The sequence below is a fragment of the Pararhizobium sp. LjRoot238 genome (assembly GCF_964252955.1).
GTDB lineage: Bacteria > Pseudomonadota > Alphaproteobacteria > Rhizobiales > Rhizobiaceae > Pararhizobium.
Window position 1 is genome coordinate 3129118 of record NZ_CAXUPP020000001.1, and the last position, 17851, is coordinate 3146968.

The following is a 17851-nucleotide window of genomic DNA, read 5'->3' on the forward strand; positions in this document are numbered from 1 at the left end:
GCTTTGCGGTGCTTCAATGCGGTTTGTGGTCACTCCGCGGCCTGTGGCACCTTTTCGTGGCTGATCGGCGTGACCATCGCGGAAATTATCGTGCTGAGATCGATCGATCCGACTGCTTTGCCATTGGCATCGACGACATGCGCGATGTTCTGGTTGGCGACGGTCATCATCCGGGCAGCGCTTTCGAGCACGGTGCCGACGACGACGGGGACGCCTTCCGGATTGGTGGACAGCGGCTTCATGATCGTTTCGACATTGATCACGCGGCCCCGGTTCACTTCCTTGACGAAGGCGGTGATGTATTCGTCGGCCGGCTTCAGGACGATATCCTGGCCCGTGCCCTGCTGGATCACCTTGCCGTCGCGCAGGATGGCAATCTTGTCGCCGAGCCGGAGTGCCTCGTCGAGATCGTGGGTAATGAAAACCACCGTCTTCTTCAGTTCCTTCTGCAGGTCGAGCAGCACGGACTGCATGTCGACGCGGATCAGCGGGTCGAGCGCCGAATAGGCCTCGTCCATCAACAGAATGTCGGCATCGTTGGTCAGCGCCCGGGCAAGGCCGACGCGCTGCTGCATGCCGCCCGAGAGCTGGTTGGGATAGTGGTTCTCGAACCCCTTGAGGCCGACCCGTTCGATCCAGCCCTGCGCCCGCTTGCGGCTTTCCGCATCCGGCACGCCCTGGATTTCCAGGCCGTAGATGGTGTTTTCGATGATCGTGCGATGCGGCAGAAGCGCGAACTTCTGGAACACCATCGCCGTCTTGTGGCGGCGGAATTCGCGAAGATCGGTTTCGTTCATCTTGCAGACGTCGACGCCGTCATAGAGCACTTCGCCAGCCGTCGGATCGATCAGCCGGTTGATGTGCCGGATCAGGGTCGACTTGCCCGAGCCCGACAGGCCCATGACGACCATGACGCCGCCGGCGGGCATGGAGATGTTGATGTCCTGAAGCCCGAGCACATGGCCGTGTTTTTCGTTCAGTTCGCCCTTGCCGAGGCCGGCCTTGACCTGATCGATAAAGTCGCGGCCGCGGGGCCCGAAGATCTTGTAGAGGTTCTTGACCTCGATTGCATGACTAGCCATGGATTACCTCCGAGTGCTTCTGCAGCCGCTTGCCGTAGGCTTGGCTGGTGCGGTCAAAAATGATGGCGATCGCAACGAGCGCGAAGCCATTGAAGAAGCCGACGGTGAAGAACTGGTTGTTGATCGCCTGCAGCACGTTGCGGCCGAGACCACCGACGCCGACCATCGATGCGACCACGACCATGGCAAGCGACATCATGATGGTCTGGTTGATGCCGGCCATGATGGTGGGCAGGGCGAGAGGCATCTGAACGTTCTTCAGCCTTTGCCAGGGCGACGAACCGAAGGCGTCCGCGGCTTCAAGCACTTCCTTGTCGACGAGCCGGATGCCGAGGTTAGTCAGGCGTATCATTGGCGGAACGGCATAGATGACCACGGCGATCAGGCCGGGGACCTTGCCGATGCCGAAGATCATGACAACGGGGATCAGGTAGACGAAGCTTGGCATCGTTTGCATGACGTCGAGGATCGGATTGATGATCGACTGCGCGCGCTCGGAGCGGGCCATGACGATGCCAATCGGGATACCAACGAGGATGGCAATCAGCGTACAGACCGTGACCATGGCCAGCGTGACCATCGTATCGTTCCACAGCCCGACAAGGCCGATCGCAAACATCGATACGATGGTGCCGACAGTGATGCGCATGTCGCGGCTGCCGTAATAGACGATCGCGACCATCGCGGCGAGAATGACGATCCAGGGCGAACCGACGAATAGTTTTTCGAGGTAGTTCAAGAACCATTGAAGCGGCTGGACGAGCGCATCGATGGCATTCACGTAGCTGCGGACAAGGCCTTTGAAGCCTTCGTCCACGCTCTTGCGGGCCATGCGGATTGTCGTGTCGTCGATCGCCGGAAATTTACAAAGCAGATCTGGCAAGTAAGTGCATATTGCCATGTCGTTCCCCTTTAAACCGGAAGTTTTATATATGGCCGGCTGCGTCATCGGGCCTGCTTCAGGCGCGCGCAAACTTGGGTGGTCTCTGCGGACCCCGGCATTTCGAGAATGTGACAAGTTTCGCCGCAGGCGGCTATGCCGTTTGCGACGTCCTTCGTTTCCACATTCGCATTTGGTGAAACCCGGCGGCATCTTCACGCCGCCGGGCACTGTCCGTTGTCTTCCGGTTGCCGCGATCTGCTGCGTTGCCGGATCATTCAGGTACGTCACAAGGGTGAGACAGCGAAGCTTGAGGCTTCGCTGTCCATCGCCATTCGTCCTTAGAGAGCGGCCTTGACCTTCTCTGCGACGTCAGGCGCGAGCCACTTGCTCCACATGTCAGCATAGTTTTCCAGGAAGTGCTTTGCTGCATCTTCGTTCGTGCCCTGGTTGGAATCCATCCAGGCGAGAACCTTGTTGACCGTGCCGTTGTCCCACTTGCGGACCTTGACATAGTCCATGGCAACGCCGGCCTTCTCGGAGAATGCCTTGGTCACGACGGTGTAGACATCCGAGGTCGGATAGGAATTGACCTTCGGATTCGGGCAATCCGGAACCGCGGTGCAGGAGTCCCACTCGGCCTTGTCGTTGTCCACGCCGAAGCTGAGACGCGTCATCTCGTACTTGCCGAGAATGGCGGTCGGAGCCCAGTAATAGCCGAGCCAGCCGGACTTCTTTTCAAAGGCGTTGGAGATCGAGCCGTCGAGACCGGCTGCCGAACCGGTGTCGATCAACTCGAAGCCGAGCTTTTCGGCGCCCAGCGCCTTGTAGAGGTTGGCGGAGGATACCTGGCAGTTCCAGCCCGACGGGCAGTTGTAGATCGCAGCCTTGGACGGATCCTCGGGCGCCGGGAACAGTTCCGGATGCTTCAGCGCATCCTGGACCGTCTTGATGTCGGGATTTGCGTCGGCGACGAACTTCGGAATCCACCAGCCTTCAACGCCACCTTCGCTGAGCAGCGGTGCGGCTTCGATCAGGCGGCCTTCCTTGATGGCGGCATCGAGAGGCGTGCGCACGGCATTGACCCACAATTCGGGCGCCATGTCGGGCTGGGCCTTCTCGTTCATGGAGGTGAATGTCGGCATGGTGTCGCCAGTAACGAGCGTTACCGTGCAGCCGTAGCCATTTTCAAGGATAAACTTGTCGACATGCGCGGCAACGCCGGCCGATGCCCAGTTCATTTCTGCGATGCTGACTTCGCCGCACTCTGCGGCCTGCGCCGATCCGGCCATAGCGTAAAGGCCGGCGGCGAGAATAGTGGAAGCGAGGAGCTTCTTCATGTTTAAGACCTCCCAGTCTTAATGCAGCCAAAAATCTTTGGGGCGGACCAGAATACTGCAGTCCTGGGCGCCCAATCGTTCAGGTTCAAGCAGGCCGGGGCTTTTAGGCAAAAACTAGTCTTTCATCCCCGCTGCGACGATGTTCGAGTTTTCTTGTCTGACCGCGAAACCTGTCTCCGGTCGCTTCTCTTTTTACCGTCATGGGCAGCGTAAGTATTCCTCTGGAGAAATCAACCTCCGGAATCGTTTTGCGGAACGCCAGCGACGTTTGGGCGGTCCGAAAACGCACGCGCAAGCTGTTGAATTTTATGAGCCGGGCAAGATTTTTGTGCAAATGCGTTAGTTCTTGGCGCAAAATTAGCGCTGCTTCACAAAGCCGTTTTAGAGCGTGTTTTACCGCAGACAAATTGTGTTCCGTATGCGCCTTCAAATGTATTTTTTTCGGAAGGCGAAAAAAACTCAAAAAAAAGCCGAATTCACCTTTGGTTAAGCTCTCACTAACCATCCGGTAACACTGTCAGGCTAATTGTCTGCCTGCGGCGGGGGGACCTGCCGCCCGCCCGGATCAGGTATTGCGTCCCGGGCCGGAGCGTTCTGCGGGTGTATGCCGCAGGAGCCATGTGTATATTTGGCAGGCCGCACGGCTCCGCGAGGGGCGGGTGCGGTTTTCGCGTTTCCGAGCCCCGAAATACACAAATCGAAAAGAAAAAAACCGCGCCCCTGGCTGAGCGCGGTTCGAATGGTCGTCTGCGGGAGGAATGGGATCAGCCGACGCTGCGTGTGCGGATAAGGCCGAGCGGACCGAAGGGCGTCGGCATCACGGTGTTGCGCACGCGCGACTGGTTTTCCGGCGCTCTGGAGTTCCAGGCGATCTGCACGAAATTGGGCTTTGAGAAGATGAACAGCATCGGGGTATGACCTTGGGTGTGGAGCTATTCCGCTCCGTGATTTGATTGGCGCCGATATACGCCTGTTTTGGGGCCAGGCAATAATCGTTTTCGTCGTCCGATGTCGTTTTCCGGATAGTCTGACGATGAAGCAGCGCAAGTCTTGCAGCGTTCGGAAATAACGCGTGAGCCCACGCCGGAAAAGGCGGCAAAAATACGGCAAAACATGGCTTTGCTTGTGGCGGCGGCAATGCTAGACGAGACGTCATGACAAAGACGATCATGCTTCAGGGGACCGGCTCCGATGTCGGAAAAACGGTACTCGTGGCGGGCCTGTGCCGGCTCATGAGCAATCGCGGGGTAAAGGTTGCCCCGTTCAAGCCGCAGAACATGTCCAACAATGCTGCCGTTTCGGATGATGGCGGCGAGATCGGCCGTGCCCAATGGCTGCAGTCGATGGCCGCGCGGGTACCATCTTCGGTTCACATGAACCCGGTCCTTCTCAAGCCCCAGTCGGATACCGGCAGCCAGATCATCGTGCAGGGCAAGGTGGCAGGGCAGGCGAGAGGACGGGACTACCAGGCCCTGAAACCGAAGTTGATGGACGCCGTCATGGAAAGCTTCGAAACGGTCGGTGCCGGGCGTGATCTTGTTATCGTTGAAGGGGCGGGATCGCCCGCCGAGATCAATCTTCGCGCCGGCGACATCGCCAACATGGGCTTTGCCACGCGCGCCAACGTTCCGGTGGTGCTTGTCGGCGATATCGACCGCGGTGGTGTGATCGCATCGCTGGTCGGTACCCATACCATCCTGTCCGATGAAGACCGGCGAATGATCAGTGGCTATTTCATCAACAAGTTCCGGGGCGACGTTTCGCTTTTCGATGACGGCGTCGCGGCTGTTCAGCGCTTTACCGGCTGGCCGTGTTTCGGCGTCGTTCCCTGGTTGAAGAGCGCTGGGCGCCTGCCGGCCGAGGACTCGGTCGTCTTGGAAAGACTGGCGCGGGGCGGCGGCAAGGCGCTGAAGGTCGCCGTTCCCGTCCTGTCGCGTATCGCCAATTTTGACGATCTCGACCCGCTGGCCGCCGAACCGGAGGTCGATCTCGTCTTCGTCCGCGCCGGAGAGCCGATCCCGGTCGATGCCGGCCTGGTGGTCATTCCGGGCTCGAAGGCGACGATCGCCGATCTCGCCGATTTTCGCGCTCAAGGATGGGACCGCGATCTTCAGGCGCATGTGCGGCGCGGCGGCCACGTCATCGGCATCTGCGGCGGCTACCAGATGCTCGGAAGCCGCGTTACCGACCCGCACGGCATTGAGGGAAATGTGCGCGAGATCGAGGGGCTGGGCCTTCTGTCCGTCGAAACCGAAATGGCGCCGGAAAAGACGGTGCGCAACAGCAATGCCCGTTCGGCCGTCTATGATGTGGCGCTGGAGGGTTACGAAATCCACTTGGGCCGGACGACTGGATCGGACTGCGCTCGTCCTGCCGTGATCATTGACCACCGCGCCGATGGGGCCGTCTCGGCGGATGGCAGGGTCAGCGGTACCTACCTGCATGGCCTGTTTACCAGCGACGCCTATCGCGCCGCCCTTCTCAAAAGTTTCGGCATCGAAGGCGGCGGCGAAAACTATCGTCAGTCCGTCGATCGGGCGCTCGATGATGTCGCGGCCGAACTCGAAACGGCACTCGACGCGCGGTGGCTCGATTCATTGATGCCGTGAAGCCTCGAGCAGCCGGTCTTTCAATTGACAGGGTTCGACCGAGCGCCTAATCATCAGCCATTGGATGGTTCCCGGACCGGCGTTTCGGTTCGGGAGTAAATGGGAATGTGAAGGGATGGACCCAAGCCGGGCATTCTTATCGCAGCCGACCCCGCGACTGTAGAACGGTCAGGGTTCGCCATCCGGGAAAACCGGTATTCCGGACAGGCCGCGTGGTGCGGCCGCGGAATGGCCGGTCCAACCGGAAAAGCCACTGGAGTGGCACCACGATCAGCCGGGGCCGGACGCCTCTATCTCTACGAATCGTCCACCTCTTCGTGATGTCGAAAAACTCCGGGAAGGCGAGGCGGACCCGTTCGGGCCTTTGACGAGGTTCGTGACGCCGTGAGCCAGGAGACCTGCCATCCTGAAGGGCATCGTGCCCGATCCAGGGAGAGACACTCCCGATGCCAGCACGGAGGTTGTCATGGCTTTCTCGTTCCGCTCCCCCAGCGGCCATTTTTGCGTTTCTCGCCTCAGCGCCTGCGTATTTCCCCGCGAACATTAAGGCTGGGATCGTTTCATGACATCGACGAAAACAGGACCCGTGTTGGTTCTTGGCGGCGCTCGTTCCGGTAAATCGACGTTCGCCGAAAAACTCGTCACCACGTCGGGTCTCGACATGCATTACGTCGCGACGGGAAGGCCGTGGGACGGGGAGATGCAGGCAAGGATTGCCGAGCATCGTGAACGGCGGGGACCAGACTGGCAGACGCATGAGGAACCGCTTGAACTTGCCGCCTGCCTGAAAGCGATCGACGCGCCCGGCCGCGTCATCCTGATCGATTGCCTGACCCTGTGGGTCACCAATCTGATGATGGAGGATCGCGACCTGGCGGCAGGATTTCAGAACCTGGCAGAATGGCTGCCGCAGGCGCAGGCGCGGCTCGTGTTCGTTTCGAACGAGGTCGGGCTCGGCATCGTGCCGGAAAGCCGCATGGCGCGCGATTTCCGCGACCATGCCGGCCGGCTGCACCAGCTTATCGCGGAGAAGTCCGCGGAAGTCTATTTTATCGCGGCCGGATTGCCGCTGAAAATGAAGGGTTGATCCATGACCACAGCAAAAGCCGCTCACGGCAAGATCCCGGCAACCGTCATCACCGGCTTCCTCGGCGCCGGCAAGACGACGATGATCCGCAACATCCTGGAGAATGCCGATGGCCGGCGCATCGCGCTGATCATCAACGAGTTCGGCGATCTCGGCGTTGACGGCGACGTGCTGAAGGGTTGCGGCGCCGAAGCCTGCAGCGAGGACGACATCATCGAACTCACCAATGGCTGCATCTGCTGCACCGTCGCCGACGATTTCATCCCGACCATGACGAAGCTGCTCGAGCGCGAGAGCCGCCCGGACCACATCGTCATCGAGACGTCCGGTCTTGCGCTGCCGCAACCGCTGATCGCCGCCTTCAACTGGCCGGATATCCGCAGCGAAGTCACCGTCGATGGCGTCATCACCGTCGTTGACAGTGCCGCCGTTGCCGCCGGCCGCTTTGCCGATGATCACGACAAGGTCGATGCCCTGCGCGTCGAGGATGACAATCTCGATCACGAAAGCCCGATCGAGGAACTGTTCGAGGACCAGCTCACTGCCGCCGACCTGATCGTTCTCAACAAGACCGACCTGCTCGATTCCACTGGCCTCGCCTTCGTGCGCAAGGAAGTCGCCGCACGCACCAGCCGCAAGCCGTCGATGATCGAGGCGAAGAACGGCGAAGTCTCGGCCGCCGTGCTTCTCGGTCTCGGCGTCGGCACCGAAAGTGACATCGCCAACCGCAAGTCCCATCATGAAATGGAGCATGAAAACGGCGAGGAGCACGATCACGACGAATTCGACAGCTTCGTCGTCGAACTCGGTGCGATCGCTCATCCGGCGGGCTTTGTCGAAAAGCTGAAGACCGTCATCGCGGAACACGACGTGCTGCGCATCAAGGGTTTCGCCGACGTGCCCGGCAAGCCGATGCGCCTCCTGATCCAGGCCGTCGGCGCCCGCATCGACCAGTATTTCGACCGCGCCTGGGCGCCGGGCGAGACCCGCGGCACCCGCCTTGTGGTGATCGGCTTGCACGAGATGGACGAGGCTGCCGTGCGCGCTGCGATTGCAGCGGCGGTTTAGAGAATGGTGATTGCGGCATACCCCCCTCTGTCCTGTCGGACATCTCCCCCTCAAGGGGGGAGATTGGCTGGGGCAACCTCGCATTCAAAGTTGCGTGTGCGTGGTTATAGGTGCCGCTTGCTCTCGATCTCCCCCCTTGAGGGGGAGATGTCACGCAGAGACAGAGGGGGGTACTTCGGCCCCCGGAGAATGCCATGCATCTCCTCCTAGCCCAGAAAGGCACCATCTCGGACGGCGAGGAAGCGATCGACCTCGGTCAATCGCCCGCCGATGTCCTGTTCCTGTCCGCTGCCGATACCGAGCTTTCGGCGATCGCCGCCGCCCACCGCACGCGGCAAGGCAAATCCAGCCTGCGGGTCGCAAGTCTGCTGACGCTGAAACATCCGATGTCGGTCGATACCTATGTCGAGCGCACGGCGCGGCATGCCAAGCTGATCATCGTCCGCCCGCTCGGCGGCGCGAGCTACTTTCAGTACGTGCTGGAGGCACTGCATGCGGCTGCCGTCACGCATAAATTCCAGATCGCCGTTTTGCCGGGCTACGACAAGCCGGATCCCGGCCTCGAGCCGTTTTCGACGGTTTCCGCCGAAGACCGCAACCGGATGTGGGCCTATTTCACCGAGGGCGGTGCCGACAATATGGCGCGGCTGCTCGCCTATGCCGATGCGCTGATCGACGGTTCGGAAAAACCGGAGCCTGCCGCGCCGTTGCTCAAGGCCGGTATCTGGTGGCCGAGCGAGGGTGTGATCGGCGTCGAAGCGTGGAAGAAGACGGTCGGGTTCGTCCCGAGCGGAGAGTTACCCCCCTCTGTCAGCTTCGCTGACATCTCCCCCTCAAGGGGGGAGATTGACCCGCGGCAATCTGGTCAGTCCGAAGCGGACTTCGAACTTGCCGCGAGCGACTTGGAAAAACGAGAGCGTCCCCCAGCGATCTCCCCCCTTGAGGGGGAGATGCCCGACAGGGCAGAGGGGGGTAAAGCCTCCGCGCATACGGAAGAACTAAGGCACGCACCCATCGTCGCCCTCTGCTTCTATCGCGCCCTCGTCCAAAGCGGCGAAACCAGGCCCGTCGAGGCCCTGATCGAGACGCTCTCCGCCGAGGGAATGACTGTCCTGCCGGTGTTCGTCTCCAGCCTCAAGGATGCCGTGTCGATCGGCACGCTGGAGGCGATCTTTGGCGAGGCGCCGCCGGACGTGGTGATGAACGCCACCGGCTTTGCGGTCTCCGCACCGGGAGCGGATCGCCAGCCAACGGTGCTGGAGTTCACCGATGCGCCGGTGCTGCAGGTGATCTTTTCTGGCTCTACCCGGAAGGCGTGGGAAGCCTCGCCGCAGGGTCTCATGGCGCGCGATCTGGCGATGAACGTGGCGCTGCCCGAGGTCGACGGCCGTATCCTGTCGCGCGCCGTCTCGTTTAAAGCCGCCGCCGTCTATGATCCGGATGTCGAGGCCAACATCGTCGGTCACGAGCCTCTCGAGGGCCGCGTCGCCTTCGCCGCGAAACTGGCTGCCAACTGGGCGCGGCTACGCAGGGCGACACCCCATGAGCGTCGCGTGGCGATCATCATGGCGAACTATCCGAACCGCGACGGCCGGCTCGGCAACGGCGTCGGACTCGATACGCCGGCCGGGACGATCGAAGTGATGAAGGCCATGGCCGCAGGTGGTTATCATATCGATGACATCCCTCGCGATGGGGACTCGCTGATCCGGTATCTGATGGAAGGGCCAACCAATTCGGCACGCTCGGATTGCGAAATCCGCGAGACGCTTTCGCTCAATCAATACAATGCCTTCTTCTCGTCTCTTCCGGTTCAGATTCAGAATCAAGTCACGGGTAGATGGGGCGAACCAGCGGCCGATCCGTTCTTCTGCGATGGCCGGTTTGCGCTGCCGCTCGCCCGCTTCGGCGAGACCCTGGTCGGCATCCAGCCGGCGCGCGGCTACAATATCGATCCGAAGGAAACCTACCATTCGCCGGACCTCGTGCCGCCGCACGGCTATCTCGCCTTCTACGCCTTCCTGCGGAAGGAGTTCGGCGCCCACGCCATCATCCATATGGGCAAGCACGGCAATCTCGAATGGCTGCCAGGCAAGGCGCTGGCGCTGTCGCAGACCTGCTATCCGGAAGCGGTCTTCGGGCCGATGCCGCATCTCTATCCGTTCATCGTCAATGATCCGGGCGAGGGCACCCAGGCCAAGCGCCGCACCAGCGCAGTGATCATCGACCACCTGACGCCGCCGCTCACCCGCGCCGAATCCTATGGGCCGCTCAAGGATCTTGAGGCGCTGGTCGACGAATATTACGACGCGGCCGGCGGCGATCCCCGCCGTCTGCGGCTGCTCAGCAAGCAGATTCTCGACCTTGTGCGGGATATCGGCCTTGACCAGGATGCCGGCATTGACCGGACCGATGCCGAGGACAAGGCGCTGGAAAAGCTCGATGCCTATCTCTGTGACCTCAAGGAACTGCAGATCCGCGACGGCCTGCATGTATTTGGCGTCGCGCCGGAAGGACGGCTTCTGACCGATCTGACGGTTGCCTTGGCGAGGGTGCCGCGCGGGCAGGGCGAGGGCGGCGATCAGAGCCTGCAACGGGCGATAGCGGCGGATGCGGGGCGCGCCGCATCGATCTCCCCCCTTGTGGGGGAGATGTCCGACAGGACAGAGGGGGGTAAAGCCTCCGCAAACTCAGACGCCGCGGTACCCCCCTCTGTCGGCCGGGCCGACATCTCCCCCACAAGGGGGGAGATCAATCCGGAGCGTCCTTTCGACCCGCTCGACTGCGTCCTCTCCGATCCCTGGACGGGTCCGAAACGTGCGATCCTGGCGGAGCTCAGCGACGCCCCATGGCGCACCGCGGGCGATACGGTCGAGCGCATCGAACTTCTGGCTGCAAAATTGGTCGCCGGCGAACTTGCCTGTCCGGAAAACTGGACTGCCACGCAAGCAGTCCTGGAGGACGTGGAGATCCGCCTGAAGCCGTCGATCGTCCAATCCGGTCCTGCCGAAATCGCGGCGCTGATGACCGGGCTCGACGGCCGCTTCGTGGCGCCCGGACCCTCCGGTGCGCCGACGCGCGGGAGGCCGGATGTTTTACCCACCGGCCGCAACTTCTATTCGGTCGACAGCCGCGCCGTGCCGACGCCGGCGGCCTTCGAACTCGGCAAGAAATCGGCCGAATTGCTGATCCGCCGCTACTTGCAGGACCATGGCGAATGGCCGACCTCCTTCGGGCTGACGGCCTGGGGCACGTCGAACATGCGCACCGGCGGCGATGATATCGCCCAAGCTTTGGCGCTGATCGGCGCCAAGCCGACCTGGGACATGATGTCCCGCCGGGTGACCGGCTATGAGATTGTGCCGCTTGCCGTGCTGGGACGTCCCCGCGTCGATGTGACCCTGCGCATTTCCGGCTTCTTCCGCGATGCGTTCCCGGATCAGATCGCGCTTTTCGACAACGCGATCCGGGCCATCGGCGCGCTTGAGGAGGACGATGCCGACAACATGATCGCGGCACGGATGCGGGCGGAAACCGTGCGGCTTGAAGCGGCCGGCGTTACGCCGAAAGAGGCCGCGCGGCGCGCCTCCTACCGCGTCTTCGGTGCCAAGCCCGGCGCCTATGGCGCAGGGCTGCAGGCCTTGATGGATGAAAAGGGCTGGGAAAACCGCGCCGATCTGGCCGACGCCTATCTCACCTGGGGAAGCTACGCCTATGGCGCCGGCGAGGACGGCAAGGCGGAGCGCGGGCTTCTGGAGGCGCGGCTGAAGACGGTCGACGCCGTGGTGCAGAACCAGGACAATCGCGAGCATGACCTGCTCGACAGCGACGACTACTACCAGTTCGAAGGCGGCATGAGCCTTGCGGTGGAGCAGATGTCGGGCACGCGCCCGTCGATCTACCACAACGATCATTCCCGCCCGGAAAAGCCGGTGATCCGCTCGCTGGAGGAAGAGATCGGCCGGGTGGTGCGTGGCCGCGTCGTCAATCCGAAATGGATCGAGGGTGTCATGCGCCACGGCTACAAGGGGGCTTTCGAGATTGCCGCGACGGTCGACTACATGTTCGCCTTCGCTGCAACGACCGGCGCCGTGCGCAGCCACCATTTCGAGGCGGTCTACCAGGCCTATGTCATGGACGAACGCGTTCGCCAGTTCATGGAAGACAAGAATCCGGCGGCGTTGCGTGAGATGACCGACAAATTGATGGAGGCGATCGATCGCGGCCTCTGGTCGCCACGTTCCAATTCGGCACGTTTCGAACTGCAAGGCCTTTCGACTGCCGCGGAGTAGACCATAGCGCGCCGTTCGAAAAACAATCAAATTCTGAGAGGAGACACCATGAGCGAAGACGATCTGCCGACGACCGAAACGACTCCCGTCAATGATGAGGCTCGCCATGCCATGAAAATGGCGAAGAAGAAGACCGCGCGCGAAAAGATCATGGCGACCAAGACCGATCAGAAGGGTCTGATCATCGTCAACACCGGTAAGGGCAAGGGCAAGTCGACGGCCGGCTTCGGCATGATCTTCCGCCACATCGCCCATGGCATGCCGTCCGCGGTCGTCCAATTCATCAAGGGTGCCTGGGAGACGGGCGAGCGCGATCTGATCGAAAAGCACTTCGGCGATCTCTGCCAGTTCTATACCCTTGGCGAGGGCTTCACCTGGGAGACCCAGGATCGCGCCCGCGATGTGGTGATGGCGCAGAAGGCTTGGGAGAAGGCCAAGGAACTGATCCGCGACGAGCGTAATTCCATGGTCCTGCTCGACGAGATCAACATCGCCCTTCGCTACGATTACATCGACGTCGCGGAAGTGGTGCGGTTCCTGAAAGAGGAAAAGCCGCACATGACCCATGTCGTCCTGACCGGCCGCAACGCCAAGGAAGAACTGATCGAAGCGGCCGATCTCGTCACCGAAATGGAACTGGTCAAGCACCCCTTCCGCTCCGGCATCAAGGCTCAGGTTGGGGTCGAATACTGAGTTTCCGCTTTAGACGCCGAGCCAGATCCGGACCGGGTGGGCCGGATCGGCCAGAAGCCTGATCGCCAGCGCGACGCAGGTGACAACCAGCAGCGGCTTGATGATCTTGGCACCGCTCTTCATGGCGAACCGCGAGCCGACCTGGGCGCCGGAGAACTGGCCGGCGCCCATCAACAAGCCGACTTTCCAGAGGACCACGCCGTAGAGCAGAAAGACGATGAAGGCGCCGATATTGGAGCCGAAGTTGAGGAATTTCGTGTGGGCGGTTGCCTTCAAAACACCGAATCCGGCAAGAGCGATGAAGGCGAGCATGAAGAACGAGCCGGTGCCCGGGCCGAAGACCCCGTCGTAGAAGCCGATCGCCGGTACCAGCGTCAGCGAAAACAGGAAAGGCGTCATTCGTTGTGCCTTGTCGGCATCGCCGAGCCTCGGCTTGACGGCGAAATAGAGCGCGATCGCGACCAGCAGGAAGGGGAGAACGGCCTTCAGCACATCGCCCGGCACCACGGTGGCGAGGATGGCTCCGAGCGCCGCCCCCAGTGCCGACATTGCGGCCATCGGCAGTTGCCTGCGAATGTCCACGTGCCCGTGGCGGGCATAGGCAAGGCTTGCCGAGCCGGAGCCGAACAGCGACTGCAGCTTGTTGGTTCCGAGCGTTTCGAGCGGCGGAATGCCTGCGATCAGCATGGCGGGAATGGTGATCATGCCGCCGCCGCCGGCGATCGAATCGATGAAACCGGCAAGGAAAGCAGCGGCAAACAACAAGGCGAAGAGTTGGGGGGCAAGATCGTGCAAGGGAGACTCGCGAAAGGCGGAGAATTCAGCCCTGTTTGTCAGAGGTTGCCCGGAAAAGCAAAGACAGCCTGCATGTTGATCCCCAACGAGATGGAACATTCCGCATCGTGGCGTTGACTGCGGTTCGAATGACGCAATCCGGTTTGACCGGCCGGGTGCCGTTCGGTAGAAAGGAAGGACGTGCGACGGCGCCCATCATGGTGGGCTGAAAGAGCGTCCGGTGCGGCCGACCCATCCAGGGGGCTTCATCCGGTGCTGTCCAGACCGCCTCGAAGCTTTGCGGCGTCGAGGCCCGCGCATCGTGATCATACGGCGTGGGAGGCCTCTTTTTCGAATGCACGTGAATACCGGCAATCAGGCGGGTGCTACGCCTTTTGTTCTCGGCCTTGGCTGCGAGCGTGGCACGCCCGCGGACGAATTGATCCGGCTGGCGGAAGAGGCGTTGACGGCTGCCAAGGTTGAACGCCGCTCACTTGCCTGTGTCGCCTCGCTTGATGTCCGCGCGACCGAACCGGCGATGATCGCTGCCGCTGCGCATTTCTGCGTGCCATTCCGGGTCTTCGACGCCGCGACGCTGGAAGCCGAAACCGCGCGGCTGAAAAATCCTTCCGAAATCGTCTTCGCGCTCACCGGCTGCCATGGCGTCGCGGAGGCGGCGGCGCTGGCTGCGGCCGGACAATCGGGCGCTCTGATCGTGCCGAAGATCAAGTCTGCCCATGCAACGGCAGCGATCGCCGGCGGCGTATTTATCGAATCGATTGAGGATGTTGTCGCCGATTGTGAACAAAACGATTCCGCATCATCACAGCCTGATTCAGCGTGGACGGCGCATGCCGGAGCGGAGATGGCGTTATGACGGAAGCGCTGTTTTCCGGTCTTCCCGAGCTTGAGCCGGGCTCCGTCTGGCTCGTCGGCGCGGGTCCGGGTGATCCCGGCCTCCTGACATTGCATGCGGTCAACGCTCTTCGCCAGGCGGACGTCATCGTCCACGATGCGCTGGTCAATTCCGATTGTCTGGCGATGGCAAAGACCGGCGCGGTTCTGGAGTTTGCCGGCAAGCGCGGTGGCAAGCCGTCGCCGAAGCAGCGCGACATTTCCCTGCGTCTGGTCGAATTGGCGCGCCAGGGCAAGCGCGTGCTGCGGCTGAAGGGCGGCGATCCCTTCGTCTTCGGCCGGGGCGGCGAGGAGGCTCTGACGCTGGTCGAACACGGCATCCCGTTCCGCATCGTACCGGGTATCACGGCCGGCATCGGCGGGCTTGCCTATGCCGGCATTCCGGTGACGCACCGCGAGGTCAACCACGCCGTGACCTTCCTCACCGGCCATGATTCCTCCGGCGTCGTTCCCGACCGCATCAACTGGGAAGGCATTGCCAAGGGATCACCGGTCATCGTCATGTACATGGCGATGAAGCATATCGGCCAGATCACGGCCAATCTGATCTCGGCCGGCCGCTCGCCAGAGGAGCCCGTCGCCTTCGTCTGCAACGCCGCGACGCCGGATCAGACAGTGCTGGAAACGACGCTGGAACATGCCGAGGCAGATGTCGCCGCCTCCGGGCTTGAGCCGCCGGCGATCGTCGTGGTCGGCGAGGTGGTGCGCCTGCGCTCTGCGCTCGACTGGCTGGGCGCCCTTGACGGGCGCGTTCTCAATGCCGATCCGCTGTCGAGCCGCGCCTTCAAGGACCCGGCATGACAGGCCTGTTGATCGCCGCGCCGTCTTCCGGATCCGGAAAGACGACGGTAACGCTCGGACTGATGCGTGCCCTGCGTAATCGGGAAATTGCTTCTGCACCCGGCAAGGCGGGGCCAGACTATATCGATCCGGCTTTTCACACCGCAGCGAGCGGCCGGGCCTGCCTCAACTACGATCCCTGGGCCATGCGGCCGGATCTTCTTCGAGCCAATGCCGAGGCGGCAACCGCCAATGGCGAAGCGCTGATCATCGAGGCAATGATGGGCCTTTATGACGCGGCCGCCGATGGAACCGGATCGCCAGCCGATCTTGCTGCCTTGCTCGAATTGCCCGTCATCCTCGTCGTCGATTGCGCTCGCATGGCGCATTCGGTCGCTGCTCTGGTGCGCGGCTATGCCAGCCATCGCGACGACGTCCATGTTTCAGGCGTCATCCTCAACAAGGTCGGCAGCGATCGTCACGAAAAGATGCTGCGCGACGCGCTGGAGACGGTCGACATGCCGGTATTCGGCGTGCTTCGCCAGAACGATGCCCTGAAATTGCCCGAGCGCCATCTCGGTCTCGTGCAGGCCGGAGAGCATGGTGAACTGGACGCATTCATCGAGCGGGCGGCGATGTTTGTCGAACAGGGCTGTGATCTGGACGCCGTTCTATCGGCGGCTCGATCTGGATCATCGCATCGCTTGAAGACGGATGTTCTGCCGTTGAAGCCGCTTGGCCAAAAAATCGCAATCGCCCGCGATATCGCCTTCGCGTTCTGTTACGAGCACCTTTTGTCCGGCTGGCGCAAGGCCGGTGCCGAATTGTCGGCCTTTTCGCCGCTCGCGAACGAGGCGCCCGCTGAAGACGCCGACGCGATCTATCTGCCGGGCGGCTATCCGGAGCTTCACGCCGGGATATTGGCGAATGCTGCGCGGTTCAAATCGGGCATGGCACGGGCACGCGACCGTGGCGCCCGGATTTTTGGCGAGTGCGGCGGTTACATGGTGCTCGGCGACGGGCTTGTGGCAGCGGATGGCGCACGCTACGACATGCTCGGTTTCTTGCCGCTCTCCACCAGCTTTGCCGAACGCAAGCGGCATCTCGGCTACCGGCGGGTGAGGCCGCTCGACACCAGTTTCTTTGACGGTCCGCTGATGGCGCATGAATTTCACTATGCGTCGATCCTGTCCGAAGGCGATGCCGACCGTTTGTTCGACACGAGCGATGCGACCGGCACGCAGCTTGGATCGGCCGGCTTGCGGCGCGGCCAGGTGGCCGGATCCTTCATGCACATCATCGATATGGCAGAGGTCCCATGAGCGCTCCGATCATGCACGGCGGTGGGGTCACCGAAGCAGCAGACGCGTTCGGCGGTGAGCCAAAGGACTGGCTCGATCTTTCGACCGGCATCAATCCCAATCCGGTTTCCCTGCCGGATATCCCGGTCAATGCCTGGCACCGGCTGCCGGACAGTCATCTGGTCGATACTGCGCGAAACGCTGCCGCCCGCTATTATCGCAGCAGCGATATCCTGCCGCTCCCGGTCCCCGGCACGCAATCGGTCATTCAACTTCTGCCGCGTATGGCCGCGCCTGCCCGCCGTGTCGCCATTTTCGCGCCGACCTATGGCGAATATGCCCGCGTTTTTCTTGCCGCCGGTTTTGCCGTCGATGAGATATCCGCGTCGGATCAATTGACGCCGGAGCATGGGCTGGCGATCCTGGTCAATCCCAACAATCCAACGGGACGCGTCTATCCTCCAGGTGAAATCGCTGCCCTGGCCCGGCGGATGAAGGCCACCGGTGGCATACTGCTTGTTGACGAAGCCTTCGGCGATATGCAGCCCGATTTGAGTATCGTGCCTTTCGTAGCCGAGTACGACAACCTGATCGTCTTTCGGTCATTCGGCAAATTTTTCGGCCTGGCCGGCCTGCGGCTCGGTTTCGTCATTGCCGGCGATCCGGTGCTGTCGGACTTTCGCGAATGGCTTGGGCCATGGTCGGTTTCCGGTCCGGCGCTGATGATTGCCGCGGCATCAATGAACGGCGATACGAATGCCGTGCAATCCGCCATCACCGAGCGCAAGGCGGCGCTTGAGCATGTTCTCCACAGGGCCGGCCTGAAGATCATCGGTGGCACGCCGCTTTTCACGCTGGTGGAACACCGGCAGGCTGCGCGTCTGCACACACTTCTGTGCCGGGCTCACATCCTGACGAGAAAATTCGATTATGCGCCGTCCTGGCTGAGGATTGGGCTTGCACCGGATATTTCAGGCGATACACGTTTGGCGGAGGCCTTGCGCCGCGCGGACCTCGCCTGAACGGACCC

General features: G+C 61.9%; 15 protein-coding genes and 1 riboswitch. Of the genes, 9 read left to right on the forward strand and 6 right to left on the reverse strand.

Annotation, left to right across the window (positions count from 1 at the left end):
• Positions 1-29: 29 nt before the first annotated feature.
• The 5 genes from ACSQ3F_RS15190 to ACSQ3F_RS15210 all read right to left on the reverse strand — a co-directional run bounded on the left by ACSQ3F_RS15190 (position 30) and on the right by ACSQ3F_RS15210 (position 4210).
• A complete protein-coding gene (locus ACSQ3F_RS15190) occupies positions 30-1082 on the reverse strand; it encodes a quaternary amine ABC transporter ATP-binding protein (RefSeq protein WP_436100985.1) in 1053 nt (350 codons plus the stop codon).
• Positions 1075-1983 carry an ABC transporter permease gene (locus ACSQ3F_RS15195; RefSeq protein ID WP_436100986.1) on the reverse strand — a complete coding sequence of 303 codons (909 nt, stop codon included), beginning with the start codon at positions 1981-1983 and terminating at the stop codon, positions 1075-1077. The genes ACSQ3F_RS15190 and ACSQ3F_RS15195 overlap by 8 nt, the downstream gene beginning before the upstream one ends.
• 320 nt (positions 1984-2303) lie before the next feature.
• Entirely contained in the window at positions 2304-3302 is a 999-nt protein-coding gene (locus tag ACSQ3F_RS15200; protein WP_436100987.1) for an ABC transporter substrate-binding protein, read from the reverse strand.
• A gap of 103 nt (positions 3303-3405) precedes the next feature.
• Positions 3406-3807: a hypothetical protein gene (locus tag ACSQ3F_RS15205; RefSeq protein ID WP_436100988.1), complete on the reverse strand. Its 402-nt coding sequence runs from the start codon at positions 3805-3807 to the stop codon at positions 3406-3408.
• A gap of 259 nt (positions 3808-4066) precedes the next feature.
• Positions 4067-4210, reverse strand: a complete 144-nt coding sequence (locus ACSQ3F_RS15210) for a hypothetical protein (protein ID WP_436100989.1) — start codon at positions 4208-4210, stop codon at positions 4067-4069.
• A 246-nt stretch (positions 4211-4456) separates the two neighbouring features.
• Here ACSQ3F_RS15210 and ACSQ3F_RS15215 point away from each other — a divergent pair, with 246 nt between their 5' ends.
• From ACSQ3F_RS15215 to cobO, 5 genes are all read left to right on the forward strand, one after another.
• Entirely contained in the window at positions 4457-5911 is a 1455-nt protein-coding gene (locus ACSQ3F_RS15215; RefSeq protein WP_436100990.1) for a cobyric acid synthase, read from the forward strand.
• 48 nt (positions 5912-5959) lie between these two features.
• Positions 5960-6331, forward strand: a riboswitch (cobalamin riboswitch).
• Positions 6332-6473: 142 nt separating this feature from the next.
• Positions 6474-6998, forward strand: a complete 525-nt coding sequence (gene cobU, locus ACSQ3F_RS15220; protein ID WP_436100991.1) for a bifunctional adenosylcobinamide kinase/adenosylcobinamide-phosphate guanylyltransferase — start codon at positions 6474-6476, stop codon at positions 6996-6998.
• Between the two features lie 3 nt (positions 6999-7001).
• On the forward strand, positions 7002-8066 hold the full coding sequence (gene cobW / locus ACSQ3F_RS15225; RefSeq protein WP_436100992.1) for a cobalamin biosynthesis protein CobW: 1065 nt from the start codon (positions 7002-7004) through the stop codon (positions 8064-8066).
• Between the two features lie 194 nt (positions 8067-8260).
• The gene (gene cobN, locus ACSQ3F_RS15230; RefSeq protein WP_436100993.1) at positions 8261-12358 is read left to right on the forward strand and encodes a cobaltochelatase subunit CobN; all 4098 of its coding nucleotides are present in this window, start codon (positions 8261-8263) and stop codon (positions 12356-12358) included.
• 48 nt (positions 12359-12406) lie between these two features.
• Entirely contained in the window at positions 12407-13051 is a 645-nt protein-coding gene (gene cobO / locus ACSQ3F_RS15235) for a cob(I)yrinic acid a,c-diamide adenosyltransferase (protein ID WP_436100994.1), read from the forward strand.
• A gap of 9 nt (positions 13052-13060) precedes the next feature.
• Here cobO and ACSQ3F_RS15240 read toward each other — a convergent pair whose 3' ends face one another.
• A complete protein-coding gene (locus ACSQ3F_RS15240) occupies positions 13061-13846 on the reverse strand; it encodes a TSUP family transporter (protein WP_436100995.1) in 786 nt (261 codons plus the stop codon).
• A gap of 334 nt (positions 13847-14180) precedes the next feature.
• Here ACSQ3F_RS15240 and ACSQ3F_RS15245 point away from each other — a divergent pair, with 334 nt between their 5' ends.
• From ACSQ3F_RS15245 to cobD, 4 genes are read left to right on the forward strand one after another with little or no spacing between them, the layout of a single operon-like run.
• The gene (locus ACSQ3F_RS15245; protein WP_436100996.1) at positions 14181-14702 is read left to right on the forward strand and encodes a cobalamin biosynthesis protein; all 522 of its coding nucleotides are present in this window, start codon (positions 14181-14183) and stop codon (positions 14700-14702) included.
• A complete protein-coding gene (gene cobA, locus ACSQ3F_RS15250) occupies positions 14699-15541 on the forward strand; it encodes a uroporphyrinogen-III C-methyltransferase (protein WP_436100997.1) in 843 nt (280 codons plus the stop codon). The genes ACSQ3F_RS15245 and cobA overlap by 4 nt, the downstream gene beginning before the upstream one ends.
• Positions 15538-16842 (forward strand): cobyrinate a,c-diamide synthase, encoded by a 1305-nt coding sequence (locus ACSQ3F_RS15255; RefSeq protein WP_436100998.1) that lies wholly within the window; start codon positions 15538-15540, stop codon positions 16840-16842. Before cobA ends, ACSQ3F_RS15255 begins: the two co-directional genes overlap by 4 nt.
• Positions 16839-17843 (forward strand): threonine-phosphate decarboxylase CobD, encoded by a 1005-nt coding sequence (gene cobD / locus ACSQ3F_RS15260; RefSeq protein WP_436100999.1) that lies wholly within the window; start codon positions 16839-16841, stop codon positions 17841-17843. Before ACSQ3F_RS15255 ends, cobD begins: the two co-directional genes overlap by 4 nt.
• Positions 17844-17851 lie beyond the last annotated feature (8 nt).

What these genes read in the sequence shown, in the direction of transcription:
- cobD (WP_436100999.1), top strand. Translation starts at nt 16,839, where the DNA reads ATGAGCGCTCCGATCATGCACGGCGGTGGGGTCACCGAAGCAGCAGAC.
- ACSQ3F_RS15255 (WP_436100998.1), top strand. Translation starts at nt 15,538, where the DNA reads ATGACAGGCCTGTTGATCGCCGCGCCGTCTTCCGGATCCGGAAAGACG.
- ACSQ3F_RS15245 (WP_436100996.1), top strand. Translation starts at nt 14,181, where the DNA reads ATGCACGTGAATACCGGCAATCAGGCGGGTGCTACGCCTTTTGTTCTC.
- cobW (WP_436100992.1), top strand. Translation starts at nt 7,002, where the DNA reads ATGACCACAGCAAAAGCCGCTCACGGCAAGATCCCGGCAACCGTCATC.
- ACSQ3F_RS15195 (WP_436100986.1), bottom strand. Translation starts at nt 1,983, where the DNA reads ATGGCAATATGCACTTACTTGCCAGATCTGCTTTGTAAATTTCCGGCG.
- ACSQ3F_RS15210 (WP_436100989.1), bottom strand. Translation starts at nt 4,210, where the DNA reads ATGCTGTTCATCTTCTCAAAGCCCAATTTCGTGCAGATCGCCTGGAAC.
- cobU (WP_436100991.1), top strand. Translation starts at nt 6,474, where the DNA reads ATGACATCGACGAAAACAGGACCCGTGTTGGTTCTTGGCGGCGCTCGT.
- cobA (WP_436100997.1), top strand. Translation starts at nt 14,699, where the DNA reads ATGACGGAAGCGCTGTTTTCCGGTCTTCCCGAGCTTGAGCCGGGCTCC.
- ACSQ3F_RS15190 (WP_436100985.1), bottom strand. Translation starts at nt 1,082, where the DNA reads ATGGCTAGTCATGCAATCGAGGTCAAGAACCTCTACAAGATCTTCGGG.
- ACSQ3F_RS15205 (WP_436100988.1), bottom strand. Translation starts at nt 3,807, where the DNA reads ATGGTTAGTGAGAGCTTAACCAAAGGTGAATTCGGCTTTTTTTTGAGT.
- cobN (WP_436100993.1), top strand. Translation starts at nt 8,261, where the DNA reads ATGCATCTCCTCCTAGCCCAGAAAGGCACCATCTCGGACGGCGAGGAA.
- ACSQ3F_RS15215 (WP_436100990.1), top strand. Translation starts at nt 4,457, where the DNA reads ATGACAAAGACGATCATGCTTCAGGGGACCGGCTCCGATGTCGGAAAA.
- ACSQ3F_RS15200 (WP_436100987.1), bottom strand. Translation starts at nt 3,302, where the DNA reads ATGAAGAAGCTCCTCGCTTCCACTATTCTCGCCGCCGGCCTTTACGCT.
- cobO (WP_436100994.1), top strand. Translation starts at nt 12,407, where the DNA reads ATGAGCGAAGACGATCTGCCGACGACCGAAACGACTCCCGTCAATGAT.